The organism is Ruegeria sp. BC1 (assembly GCF_056539305.1).
Genome location: NZ_JBQFUT010000001.1, coordinates 577698 through 589859, shown reverse-complemented (window position 1 = coordinate 589859; position 12162 = coordinate 577698). Strand labels below are relative to the sequence as shown.

11 protein-coding genes are annotated in these 12162 nt (G+C 54.6%); 1 reads left to right on the top strand and 10 read right to left on the bottom strand.

The window, feature by feature from the left end; genetic code table 11:
- Nucleotides 1-23: 23 nt before the first annotated feature.
- Together ACR0IY_RS02885 and ACR0IY_RS02880 are read right to left on the bottom strand one after the other, a co-directional pair.
- Complete coding sequence (locus ACR0IY_RS02885; RefSeq protein WP_480670344.1) at nt 24-998, bottom strand: HAD family hydrolase; 975 nt, start codon at nt 996-998, stop codon at nt 24-26.
- A 75-nt stretch (nt 999-1073) separates the two neighbouring features.
- The gene (locus ACR0IY_RS02880) at nt 1074-2684 is read right to left on the bottom strand and encodes an arylsulfatase (RefSeq protein ID WP_480670343.1); all 1611 of its coding nucleotides are present in this window, start codon (nt 2682-2684) and stop codon (nt 1074-1076) included.
- A gap of 198 nt (nt 2685-2882) precedes the next feature.
- On the opposite strand from ACR0IY_RS02880, the gene ACR0IY_RS02875 reads away from it, so the two are divergent.
- The gene (locus ACR0IY_RS02875; protein ID WP_480670342.1) at nt 2883-3563 is read left to right on the top strand and encodes a Crp/Fnr family transcriptional regulator; all 681 of its coding nucleotides are present in this window, start codon (nt 2883-2885) and stop codon (nt 3561-3563) included.
- Nucleotides 3564-3566: 3 nt separating this feature from the next.
- Here the strand turns inward: ACR0IY_RS02875 and ACR0IY_RS02870 are convergent, their stop codons facing one another.
- The 8 genes from ACR0IY_RS02870 to ACR0IY_RS02835 all read right to left on the bottom strand — a co-directional run bounded on the left by ACR0IY_RS02870 (nt 3567) and on the right by ACR0IY_RS02835 (nt 12011).
- The gene (locus ACR0IY_RS02870; RefSeq protein ID WP_480670341.1) at nt 3567-4799 is read right to left on the bottom strand and encodes a hypothetical protein; all 1233 of its coding nucleotides are present in this window, start codon (nt 4797-4799) and stop codon (nt 3567-3569) included.
- Nucleotides 4796-6301 carry a VWA domain-containing protein gene (locus tag ACR0IY_RS02865; RefSeq protein ID WP_480670340.1) on the bottom strand — a complete coding sequence of 502 codons (1506 nt, stop codon included), beginning with the start codon at nt 6299-6301 and terminating at the stop codon, nt 4796-4798. The genes ACR0IY_RS02870 and ACR0IY_RS02865 overlap by 4 nt, the downstream gene beginning before the upstream one ends.
- Entirely contained in the window at nt 6298-7281 is a 984-nt protein-coding gene (locus ACR0IY_RS02860) for a vWA domain-containing protein (RefSeq protein WP_480670339.1), read from the bottom strand. Before ACR0IY_RS02860 ends, ACR0IY_RS02865 begins: the two co-directional genes overlap by 4 nt.
- Complete coding sequence (locus ACR0IY_RS02855; protein WP_480670338.1) at nt 7278-7754, bottom strand: DUF4381 domain-containing protein; 477 nt, start codon at nt 7752-7754, stop codon at nt 7278-7280. Before ACR0IY_RS02855 ends, ACR0IY_RS02860 begins: the two co-directional genes overlap by 4 nt.
- On the bottom strand, nt 7751-8698 hold the full coding sequence (locus ACR0IY_RS02850) for a DUF58 domain-containing protein (RefSeq protein WP_480670337.1): 948 nt from the start codon (nt 8696-8698) through the stop codon (nt 7751-7753). Before ACR0IY_RS02850 ends, ACR0IY_RS02855 begins: the two co-directional genes overlap by 4 nt.
- 20 nt (nt 8699-8718) lie before the next feature.
- Nucleotides 8719-9696 (bottom strand): AAA family ATPase, encoded by a 978-nt coding sequence (locus ACR0IY_RS02845; protein ID WP_480670336.1) that lies wholly within the window; start codon nt 9694-9696, stop codon nt 8719-8721.
- 116 nt (nt 9697-9812) lie between these two features.
- Complete coding sequence (locus tag ACR0IY_RS02840; protein WP_480670335.1) at nt 9813-10922, bottom strand: acetoin utilization protein AcuC; 1110 nt, start codon at nt 10920-10922, stop codon at nt 9813-9815.
- Nucleotides 10923-10925: 3 nt separating this feature from the next.
- Nucleotides 10926-12011: an AI-2E family transporter gene (locus ACR0IY_RS02835; RefSeq protein WP_480670334.1), complete on the bottom strand. Its 1086-nt coding sequence runs from the start codon at nt 12009-12011 to the stop codon at nt 10926-10928.
- Between the last annotated feature and the right edge of the window lie 151 nt (nt 12012-12162).

Genomic DNA, 12162 nt, shown 5'->3' with positions numbered 1-12162 from the left:
GGAGTTATCGGTCTCTCATAATCCTATCTGGACCCAGTGTAGATGCGATTCCAATCATTCGCCATATCTACAATCACCCACCCCATTTCGGGGCCTTTGTCCAACCCGTCTACCAGTTTGCCGATGGGGCTTTCGCGGTCATAAGCCCATTCCCGTTCGCTGTCTGTATGGTGGATAAGTACGCCCAGCCGTGCACCGTCGCCTGCGGTGGTCCATTCCAGCATGGCGAAATCTCCGTCAGAATTTCCGCCCGCCAGAATTGGGCGGCGGCCCAGGGTACGTTCGATATTGATCGGTTTGCCTTCCTTGTCATCGACAAAAGCAATTCCTGGGGCCTTGATGATCGTGGGGGAACCATTGGAAGTGTCGTAGGTCGTGCCGGTATAGGTTCCCAGAACCTGTTCAGGCGGCACGCCGTAAGCCTCTTCAGCGAAAACACGCATGAAATGTAAGCCACCGCCTGAGACGATATAGGTTCGGAACCCTTCGTCCCTGAGATAGCGCAGCAGTTCCACCATTGGCTGATACGTCATCTGATCATAGGGCAGGTCAGTATCGGGATGTCGCGCAGTTTCCAGCCAGTCGGCAACAGTGGTTTGAAATTCCTGAACGCTGAAACCTGCGTGCGAGGCGTTCAGAACTTCAATGAGGGCGTCGTGGCCTCCGTCTACGATTGCCTGCAGGTCGCCCTTTGCAGCGGCTTCCAGCGTCAGGCTGTTCAGGATGGACGGGTCAGCCTCGGCCAACTCAGCCAGGCGGTCCATGGCGAAGATCAGTTGGAAATAGACCGGCTGTTCCGCCCAAAGCGTTCCGTCATTGTCGAATACCGCGATCCTCTCGGCAGGAGGCACGTACTCAGCGCCGTTCGGGTCGGTGACGGCGTTAACGAAATTTATAATCCGGTCTTTGGATCCTGTTTCGCGCCAACTGGGCAAAGGGTCGGCCAATAAAGAAAGCGGAGCCATGAAAACAAGGGCGGAAATGAGGGTGGTTTTCACGGGAAATTCCTTTTGATTATAATTTGCAAAGGGCCGCCGTTTAACCGGCGACCCTTAAGTTCGAGGCGTTGGTCTTTAGTTATTTGTTGGCGAGGCTAGCTTCTCCATCACCTGATCGAGGTTGAAACTGGCTGCCTTCTGGCGTGGCGGGAATTCCTGGAAAGTCTCGAGGAAGCTGCCGACATATTGCTGTGCGGGCACAAGGAAGTACGCACGATCCAGCAACCAGTCGTAATAGGTGTTGGAGGTGCGATAGGCGCGCTCATAGGGATCGCGACGCAGGTTCACGATTAGTGGAATACGCAGCTCGGTCCATGGTTCGATCCAGGCGCGCAGGGTTGCCCAGGCTTTCTGCTCGAGGAAGATCAGTTTCCAATCCTCGAAGCGCAGTGCCGTCAGGTCGCCGTCATCCGAGAAATAGAAGATCTCTTTCCGCGGGCTTTCCGTGGCTTCACCGGTCAGCAGGGGCAGGATGTTATAGCCATCCAGATGCACCTTATAGTCACGGCCCATGCCAGACGAACTATAACCCGTCTTCAGCTTTTCCTTGATGTCGGGATCGCCGGCAACGGCAAGGTAGGTCGGAAGCCAGTCCATGTGGTGCACGATCTCGTTTGTGACCGAGCCCGCTTCGATCTGACCGGGCCAACGCACCATCGACGGAACGCGCCAGCCACCTTCCCAATTGGTGTTCTTTTCACCCCAGAAAGGCGTCGCCGCTGCGTCAGGCCAAGTATTCATGTGTGGCCCGTTGTCGGTTGAATAATGCACGATGGTGTTGTCTGCGATGCCGAGCTCATCCAGCAGGTCCAACAACTGACCTACATGCATGTCGTGTTCGATCATACCAGCGGTGTATTCGTCGGCCACCCGCCCAGCGATCTCATTCGCCTGTGCGCGCATCTCATCCTTGACGTGCGTGCGGAAGTGCATGCGTGTACCGTTCCACCAGACGTAGAAGGGCTGGCCCTGTTCATGGGCGCGTTGGATAAAGTCGATCGCGGCCGCGACCGTTTCATCATCTACCGTTTCCATACGCTTGCGTGTCAGCGGGCCGGTATCTTCGATGGTGCCGTCAGCTTTGGATTTGATCACGCCGCGCGGGCCATAGGCCTCGCGGAAGGTGCGCCCATCGGCCAGAACCGCGTCGCCGGGATAGTCTTCGTTTTCCGGCTCTTCTTCAGCGTTCAGGTGGTAGAGGTTTCCAAAAAACTCATCAAAACCATGATTTGTCGGAAGGTGTTCATCCTTGTCGCCCAAATGGTTTTTGCCGAACTGCCCAGTGACATACCCGTGGTCTTTCAGCAGGCCCGCAATGGTCGGGTCTTCGACTTGCATGCCCAGATCAGCGCCGGGCAAGCCAACTTTGGACAAACCGGTACGGAACACTGATTGGCCCATGATATAGGATGATCGACCAGCGGTGCAGGATTGCTCGCCATAATAGTCGGTGAAGATCATGCCCTCTTTGGCGACGCGGTCAATATTGGGCGTCTGATACCCCATAAGTCCCATCGTATATGCTGAGATGTTAGACTGCCCGATGTCGTCGCCCCAGATGACCAGAATGTTGGGTTTCTGGTCTTGCGCCCAAGCGGGAATTGCCAGCGCAACGGCCACTGTTGCCACAGCAACGCGGCGCAATCCTCTGCGCCATCCGTCGGAAATCGAACGTGGTGGTGACATGATGAACTCCTGATCTTAATGGGTTGAGAAACCCGGAGATTTGAATTGAATAGAAGGCCAGCTAAATCAGCCTAAAAGCTGCCTGAAAACGTCCGTTCCTGCGACAGAGAACATTCGCCGTTTCAGGAATCGGGCCCTTGCACATTAGGGTATGAGAAGGATTGAAAACTCATCATATGATGATATTGGAAAATTCTAATGTTTGACAAAGCAAATAATTTGAAGCCCTTGCAGGACACTGGCTGGTTCAGCACAAGATCTGGCGAATTCCGACGGGATTTGTTGGAATGCGGGATTGCCAAGACTTTTGAGACGTGGGAGGCCCTGTACCACCACGGTGATCCGTCTAACGGGATCTTCGCTGTTCTCAGTGGCGGCGTGCAGATTACCGCGCCAGCGGATGACGGGCAGGAATTTGTACTTCATCGGGAAGGGGCGGGTTTCTGGATCGGAGACTTGGCGTTGTTTGCCGAGTCACTCAGGCTGGTCAGCGTCGTCGCGACCCAGGAAACTCAGGCGTTGTTCTTTCCAAGTTCACGAATAACTAAACTGGTTCAGAACAATCCCGAATATGTCCGGGATTTTTATGCTCTGACTCATGAAAATATGCAGACCGCGCTGAGGATCATGGCCAACCTCGCCGTAACGGGTAGCGAAAAGCGTCTGGTATTGCGCTTGCTGCATCTAGACGAAGGTACTTCGAAATCCGATGGCTGGATCGTGGTGTCGCAAGAGGAGTTGGCCGAGATGATTGCCGTGTCTCAACCGACGCTACACCGAAGCCTGCATCGTCTTGCGGATATGAACTTGATTGAACTTGGCTATGGTCGCGTGCGCCTGAAAGATAGGCAAGCGCTGATCGCCAGTTGTCAAACGTAAAGGTCAGGGATTTAGCGGCGGAAGAGGTTGCGCATGCTTTTCCGGGGCATTCATAAGAGCGTTAACAGCGGCAACTGCACCAGCCCAGTCTGGTGATTTGCCCTCGGAATCCAAGGCATAGCGGGTAGCGCCGATTTTAGCCAGTAGCGCTTCCAGATCGGTATATCCTGTTGGATCCATACAGCGGCGTTTCCATGTCTCCAGCCAGGCATATGCTTTGGAAAGATCGTTGTCCCGCAGTGCTTGTCGCAATTGCGCAAGAGCATAGGCGGGCGAGGCACGGTATGCTTCCGCGCGTGCTTCACGCCAAGCCTGTAAGCGTGGTGCAAGCCAACGAAGTCCAGCCAAGGCAGCAATACCAATGAGAACGGACCAGATCATATACCTGGCCATGGTTTCAAAATCTGGCGGCGGGGATATTGGCGCGGCAAGTTGCAAATCCACAGCGGCCACGTCCACTGTTTCTACAGTGTTCGTTTCCAGATTGTACCATTGCACGGAAATCGGTGGCAGCTGCGTCTGCCCTCCGTCCTGAGCAATGTATACGACCTCATCCACGCGCTGACCGGATAGAATACCCCGATCCTCGGTCTCGGTGATGCGGGTTTCCTTGGGATACGGGCGCAGCAAAGAAGTCGAAGGTTCAAGGAGCAGAGGAGGTATCAGAAGGGGGCTTGTGCCTGCAATTTTTGCCGTTAGACGCCGGGTGATCGCGTCCCCGGCCTGCATCTTGGTAGGACCTTCGATTTCTTGTATTACTTCAAATCCGGTGGCGATTATCAGAGGATTCAGATCGCGTGCACCGTCGGGGATCACCGCGTTGATCGAGATTGGCGGAAGTGGAACAGAGACCTGTACCGGCTCATTCGTGTCCGGGTCCGTGAACGTAACGGACATGTCTGTATCGCCAAATTCAATCAGTCCTGACGTAAGTGGATAGATGCGATAGCTGCGTTGAACCCCAGACCATGTTTCGCCCTCAACGGCTTCGCTGACTGGACCAGAGGCGCGCTCGGGCAGTCGTATCAGCAGGTTCTCTTGCTCCATCGAGGGAAATACCGGAGGGGAAGGCATGAACGTGGGAACGAGAACTTTGATGCGAACAATGGCTGGTTGCCCTACAACTACGTCCTCGTTTGGAGCGTCGACGGTGACCTGTGGCCGAACCGCAGCTGTACCCTGCGAAAGTAAAGTGCCGGGCAGGGCGCAGAACATGAGGAATAAAAGGTACCTCATTGTTTTGGCGCCTGATTTTCCAAAAGAAAGCGATTGCGCAGAAAATCCTCCATGTCTGTGTCAATCGCGCTAATCCATTGATCAGCGGAAAGTGGTTTTGCTTCATCAGACTGCTCTTGAACGGTAGTGTTTTCACCGCGCCCGTCATCGTTGTCAAAGACAGTGTCATCTGCACCGATGCCTGCTTCTTCACCAGTGTCTGATTGTTCGCGCGTGGTTTCCACGTAGTCCAGTATGGCAGTTGCAACCTCCAGATTGTGCTGCGCCTCTGGCCAGTCGGGCCGACGTTCCAAGGCGGTTTCAAATGCAGCTATTGCAGGGCGGTATTCACGGTTGCGGATGCGTGCCATACCTTCGGCAAAGGCCGCCTCCGGTGAGTTTAGTTCCGAGAACACCGCTGCGGCTTCAGGATATTGCCCGGCCTTCAAACTGGCGTATCCAGAGTGGTACAGTTCTTGGAATAACTCAGCAGCGTCCGCATAGCGCTTTTGGTTCAATGCGATCTGACCCTGTTGATCTGGTGTCAGAAACCAATCTCTCCAACCCTCTGCAAAAGCCGGGCCGGATGGCTGCGCAAGGAACAGGCCCAACATTGCCCACCGGATCACCCAACCACGTCTGAACCAAAGTAGTGATAACAGAGCTGCGGGCCAGGCAAGTAACCACCCTTGATCCTGCCAGTCTGTTCGGTTGTCGTCATCCAGTGCTTCTACATAGGCCGTCTGAATTTGTCGTTGTAACCGGTTGATATCGCGATCATCATTGGAAATCGGAACGGTGACTGCGGTCTTCAGATTGCTCAACTGAACTATTTCACCACTGTCCGGCAAGGTTGTCAGAAAGAAAGTCTGCGAGGATGTGGCCTCGAAATCTGCAAGTTGCGACGGGTCAATATCGTCCAGCACAAACAAAACCGCGCCCGGAGTATTACTTTCGTCCAAAATACTTTGCGCCAGCGACAAAGCGTTGGCCGCTGCATCGCCCTGATTTGGCATCACGGCAGGCGTCAGACCCTCAAGTAAAGGGCGCAGGATGTTCGCATCTTCGGTCAAAGGGGCAACGCGGTGCGCAGTCCCCGCATAGGCGATCAACGCTGTCCGCGCGCCGGCACGGGCGTTGATAAGGTCGGTGATCTTATACTTTGCACGCTCCAACCGTGATGGTGCCAAGTCAGCATTCTCCATACTGTCAGTGACCTTAAGAGCAACCACCAAAGGCGCTGTGTCCGCGACCAGAGGGTTCGCTACTCGTGACCACGTCGGTCCCGCTGCGGCGACGGCAATCAACGTCGCCGCAGTCATGGCAACATCAGTAGGATAGACGCGTCCTCTCTTCTCAGTGCCAAGCTGCAATGCAGCGGCGAGATGAGGCGCAATGCCGGATTGCAGATCTGATTGCCCAGTGTTCTTGGGGCGGATCGTCCACCACAAACCTGCAATGGGGATCAAGAACAGCAGGTAAGTTGATCTAATAAAATGAAATTCCGTCAATGCATCGATCATGGAATGCTCCTGCGACGCTGTGCAATATGGAACCCTGTTAAGGCACAAAGAACCATTAAAAGCGCGACCAAAAGCGGGTAATGGGCAAGGCTTTCTCGCGGGCGATAGCTTTGTGTTTCAACAATTCTGGGGTTTTGTTGATCGATCTGTTGGTATGTGTCAGCCAGGGCGGTCTCGTCATTGGCAAAGAAATGCTGTCCGTCGGTGCGATCAGCTATGGCTTTCAAGGCGTCCAGATCGACACGGTCCTCACCGCTCGCGTTGGGATCACCAACACCAATAGTATAGACGACAACACCTTTGTCCGCAGCAATGGCCGCAGCATTGGCTGGTGTCATTCGGCTGGATGTATCCGCTCCGTCACTCAGAACAATCATCAGGCGTTGATCTACTTCGCTGGCCTCGAACGTGCGGATGCCCAGGCCAATTGCATCACCCAACGCTGTATTCGGGCCAGCCATGCCCACTTCAGTTTGGTCCAGGAACCCATTCAAACTGTTGAGGTCTTCGGTAAAAGGTGCCTGAACAAAAGCTCTGGTTCCAAATATGATGAGCGCCATCCGGTCGCCTTGGCGTTCGGCAATGAATGAGCGCAACACGTCCTTTACAGCCGCCAATCGCTGCTTTGGTGAACCGTCAGTGGAGGTGAAGTCGCGTTGATCCATCGATCCCGAAATATCCAGAGCCAGCACAACGTCTCTGGCGGATTTTTCGACAACGATCGGGTCTGCGAGTTTCTCAGGACGGGCTAGGGCTGTCACCAGCAACAGCCAGATCACCGTGGCCACAATTGTCTGAAGCAAAGACCGATGTGAAACAATCGAGCCCGACCTTGGCTCGATACCAGCAGCATGCGCGACGTGTCGAAAGAATGGGATACGTATCGCGTTGGTGGCTTCACGATGAGGAGGTGCGAACCAGTACACCAGCGCTGGCACTGGCAGAAGTAAAAAGACCCATGGTGAAGCGAATGAAATCATCTTCCCCTCCGGCCTGTTTTATGGGATCTGATCCAGTCCCGTGCTGCGTGCGACACACCTGCGTCTTGTATTCCGCGCCTATAGGGCGCTTGAATCAATGATTGCGCCTGTGCATCGGAAAATATATTTTTATCAGAAGTTTGGTTTAAAAAGTTCAACCATTTCTGCCCGTAGAGACCTGCTACCTGCTCACGCGGATAGGCGGTGAGTGCTGTACGCTTGAGGATCTCAGCAATTTTGGCTATGTCGTTCCCTGCGTTTGCAAGAGCTGTAAGTGCGGAGCGACGATAAGCGTTGGCTTGCCGGTGTTTGTGTAGCACGAGTGCGCTGCCCGCAAATGCGGTAACGAAAACGAACAACAGCACGATCCAGCCCCAGGTTTGCGGCACCATGGATATTGGTTCCGGTGCGGGCGCGGGCACAAGCATGTCCAGCAATTCGGTCAGGGACTTGCCTTCGACATCTACGCTCATCTCCGACCCCCAAAATGGCCAAACTGCCTTAGCAATTGATCAAGGGCCGGTTCGGAAGTGGTCATAGGAACGATCGGAAATCCATATCGACTCGACCATTGTTGCAGCTGCGCCAACCTGTTTTCCATCGTTTCCTTGATGCGCTTGGATAAATCCGGGTCGGAACCGTCGAGCTCAATTTGCTGGTTCCCATCCGAAACGGTCATTTTTGCGCCTATCTTCAACGCGCGAGAGCTGGGGTCGAATATATTAAACAAAATCAGATCGTTTGACCGTGACAGATTTCGCAACAAGCTCTCGGACGCAACATCCAGACCGTCGAAATCCGAGAAGACGCACACGAGTGCATTGGTATGTGCAATACGAGCCGCTTGTTGGAGGACAGCGTTTAACGTCACTGTAGGGCTCGGGCGCAACTTGGCATTCAAACTGCAATTCAGAGCAGCAATCGATGACAAAAACCGGGTCAGAGCCGCCGCACGACGCTGAGGGCGATGTTCGGCTAGGCCTGTGTCGCCAAAGACAATCCCGCCTACGCGATCGCCTTGGCCCAACACGCGATGCGCGGCTATTGCGGCTGCTTCAGCCGCTATGACTGATTTCATGTAGACTTCTGTTCCGAAGAACATCGAAACGCGCTGATCGACCAGCAACAGGGCAGGGCGGTCGCGTTCTTCTGTATAGACCCTAACGTGGGGTTCTCCGGTTCGTGCGGTCACTTTCCAGTCGATAGTCCGAATGTCATCGCCCGACAGATAGGTTCGCAACTCCTCGAAGTTCAGGCCTCGCCCGCGCAGGCGCGAAGCATGGCGCCCATTAAGGACCGAGCGCGCTGGTTGTTTAGGTAACAGGCTGATCGCGCGAGATTTTGGGCCAAGCCGCAAAAGATGATCCGCATCTACATGGATGCGTGGGTCACTGAGATATGTGGACGTATTGGCCACGGGGCTCACTTTCCCAAAAGTTAAGGCAGGGCGACGAGTTGCAGGATTTCTGCGATTACATCATCTGCGGTTTTTGCATTCCCCTGCGCTTCAAAACTAAGTGTAATTCGGTGGCGGAACACATCATGGGCGATGGCGCGAATGTCAGCTGGGTCCACATAATCCCGCTGGTTCATCCAGGCGTGCGCGCGCCCGCATTTGTCCAGCGCCAGAGAGGCACGTGGGCTGGCACCGATTTCGATCCAACTTGCAAGCTCGTCGCTGTATTTCTCGGGCGTTCTCGTCACTTGTACCAAGTCGGCCATGTACCGATCCATAGCGTCAGAGACGTGAATCTGTCCGATCTCGGATCGTGCTTGAAAGACGGCATCCTGAGGTATCGGCGCTGGTGCCTCGGCGGTTGTGCCTGACCCGGCCGCGATCTCCTCCCCCCGGACTAGGCGAATGACCTCAACCTCATCTTCGACCGGAGGGTAGGTGATCTGAACATGCATCAGGAAACGGTCCATCTGCGCCTCGGGCAACGGATAAGTGCCTTCTTGTTCGATCGGGTTTTGCGTGGCCATGACGATGAACAGCGGGTCCATTTTATGTGTTGTACCTGAGACCGTTACCTGCCGTTCTTCCATTGCTTCCAACAGAGCGGCCTGAACCTTTGCAGGAGCGCGGTTGATCTCGTCGGCCAGTACGATGTTTGCAAATATCGGACCGGGATCGAACCTAAAGGTGCTGCCGGTGTCGGTTTGTTGAAACACTTCGGTTCCGGTCACGTCGGATGGTAAAAGGTCGGGCGTGAATTGTATTCGGCTGAAGCTGGCATCGAGGTTTTTGGCCATTGCTTTCACGGCCCGTGTTTTTGCCAGTCCCGGCAGACCTTCAATCAACAGGTTTCCATTTGCCAACAGGCCGATGACCAGCCTGTCGATAACCTCAGTCTGTCCGATTATTGCCTGCCCCATACGGGCTTTGAGATCATTTATCTGATTAAGTGCATTCATTTATTGGTCCGATCCTGGCCAAAGGTCTGGATAGTTTTAACGGGTACGCGGGAAACGAATAAAGCGGGATTGTGCAGTAATGATCGCACGTTAACAGGCTTGCAGCCCTCGATCCACTATGAAAGGCGCGCAGACAATTCGCGCAGGTCTGACTTTATTTGGGGGCGGACTTCACCATGGTTTGGCGCATCCCTCAGTGTATTGAGCCAATGGCCCGGTGGTCGCCGACCGGCAGATCGGTTCCAGGAAAGTGCGCTAAGAACGTTTTGTCCCTTAGTGTTCAAATGCTCAGGTATCTCATGCCCGTTCAGGGTGGCCCAAACGCCGCTCCACAATCGTGCGACGGACCAAGGGTTGTATCCGCCTCCGCCCAGCACAATCAGCCGGGGTGCCATATCGCGAAGGCTGGCAACCGCGCGCCAATGCGCGTTGTTGGACAAGGTTAGCCGGGACAGGGGGTCCTCGGCTACGGCATCCGCACCGCACTGCAACACAATGGCCTGAGGCCCAAACGAAGCGGTCGCAGGCAGGATCAGTTGGTCGAGGATGGCATAGAACTCATCATCATTGAGGCTGCGTCCAACTGGAAGATTGAAGGCGGCACCCCCAGCATTGTCTTCTAACGTGCCGGTAAAGGGCCAGCGGCGAGCCTCGTGGACGGAAATCATCCGAACGTTGGTCGAGCCGTGGAAGGCTGCTTCGACCCCGTCGCAATGATGCGCATCGATATCGATGTAAACGATGCGATCAAGGCCTGCGTTCAAAAGGGTGAGGATCGCCAGTACCGGATCGTTTAGATAACAGAAACCGTTCGCACGGTCCGTCAGCCCATGATGCGTGCCGCCTGCCGGGTTGTAGACAATGCCACCATCCCGGATCAATTCAGCTCCCAGCATTGAACCTCCGGCGGCGGTGGCGGGGCGTCGATACATCTCGGCGAAGACGGGATTGGAAGGTGTGCCAAGCGCATGCTTTTCGCGTATCTCATCGGATACCGCCTGATCGCGTTCGGCCTGTTCCAGGGCGTTTATGTAATCCGGAGTGTGAAAAGTCGTCAGCGCGGCTGGTTTAGCGCAGGGGCTGACGCGGTAATTCTCGGTCGTTAGCCATCCCTGCGCCCGGCATATATCCATGACGGTGGAAACACGCGGAATAGCCAGAGGATGTTTCGAGCCATAGGTCGAATGACGATAGATTTCCGATCCGATGAAAACAGGAGGTGGCATCGCTTAGCTTGCGGTGCCGGGACGGTTTTCTTCACCCAATCGTCCATCCAGTGACATCAGAATGGCAACCGGGCGCAGTGCAGGGATATGGCTGAACACGATCAGGATGCAGACTGTCAGAGGCACGCTGAGGAATGCTCCGATCAGACCCCAGATCGTTGTCCAGAACATCAGTGCAAGGATAACCAGGAAAGTGGACATGTTCAGCGACCGACCCAACAGCGCAGGGTCAACGAAATTGCCGATCAGGAATTGCACTGTGCCACAGCCAAACACGATGATCAGGAACGGCCCGATGCTGTCGAACTGAACCAGCGCGATCAGGGACGGGAAGATCACCGCGATGATGGAACCGATCGAGGGGATGAAGTTCAGCGCGAAAGTCAGCACCGCCCAGGTTTCTGCAAATTCCAGTCCCAGCACCTTGAAAACCGAATAACTGATGCCTGCGGTGATCAGGCTGATAAAGGTTTTAACCCCGACATAGCGTTGCAGGCTGAAGGTAATTGCGTCCACAATGGATGCAAATTCCGCACCTGTCTTGGGATCCCCTGCTGCCAGCCGTATCTTTTTGCGAAAGGCCAGCCGCTCGGCCATCAGGAAGGCGACGTAGAGGCTGATCAGAAAGAACTGGTTCAGCAGGGACGTGGCACTGCCCAGAAGAACACGCGCGACATAGGACATGTCGATGTTAATCAGGTTGTCGCGGATAAACTTCGTCACGTCATTGCCGACCAATCCGGTGACGCGGTTGACCGTGTCGTCGAACTGGTTTTCGTAAGTTCCGATAGTACGGGCAAACTGGGTCGCCTGACTGCCCAGAATATACATGATTACGAACAACCCGGCCAAAACAACTGTGACCCCTGCAACATTGGCCAGCCAGACCGGCATCCGTGTAATTGCGATGATCCGGTCACTCAGCGCGATGATCAGAACATTGATCAGTAAGGCCATGGTCAGCGGAATCAGAAAAGTGGCCCCAGCGTATAAGCCAAGCACCACGAGTGTCGCGACAATTGAAATGTCGCGAACGACAGAAAGCTTGAGCTTGTTCGGTGGCGTGATGTCGTCGTTATCCATTGTCATAGATCGGCCCACTTCAGAAATAGCGCATTACGCCTTGGTTCGATTCTGCACAGCCGAATGGGATTATGCAATGCGGCCAGATATTTGTATGAGATAATTTGTACAAGACCCGGATTTGCTGGTTCAGTGTATGGGGCAGGCGGGGTAGGCT

Bases quoted from the DNA above. Each gene is read 5' to 3' on its own strand.
- ACR0IY_RS02835 (WP_480670334.1), bottom strand. From the start codon at position 12,011: ATGACAATGGATAACGACGACATCACGCCACCGAACAAGCTCAAGCTT.
- ACR0IY_RS02880 (WP_480670343.1), bottom strand. From the start codon at position 2,684: ATGTCACCACCACGTTCGATTTCCGACGGATGGCGCAGAGGATTGCGC.
- ACR0IY_RS02875 (WP_480670342.1), top strand. From the start codon at position 2,883: ATGTTTGACAAAGCAAATAATTTGAAGCCCTTGCAGGACACTGGCTGG.
- ACR0IY_RS02855 (WP_480670338.1), bottom strand. From the start codon at position 7,754: ATGAGCGTAGATGTCGAAGGCAAGTCCCTGACCGAATTGCTGGACATG.
- ACR0IY_RS02865 (WP_480670340.1), bottom strand. From the start codon at position 6,301: ATGATCGATGCATTGACGGAATTTCATTTTATTAGATCAACTTACCTG.
- ACR0IY_RS02840 (WP_480670335.1), bottom strand. From the start codon at position 10,922: ATGCCACCTCCTGTTTTCATCGGATCGGAAATCTATCGTCATTCGACC.
- ACR0IY_RS02860 (WP_480670339.1), bottom strand. From the start codon at position 7,281: ATGATTTCATTCGCTTCACCATGGGTCTTTTTACTTCTGCCAGTGCCA.
- ACR0IY_RS02870 (WP_480670341.1), bottom strand. From the start codon at position 4,799: ATGAGGTACCTTTTATTCCTCATGTTCTGCGCCCTGCCCGGCACTTTA.
- ACR0IY_RS02845 (WP_480670336.1), bottom strand. From the start codon at position 9,696: ATGAATGCACTTAATCAGATAAATGATCTCAAAGCCCGTATGGGGCAG.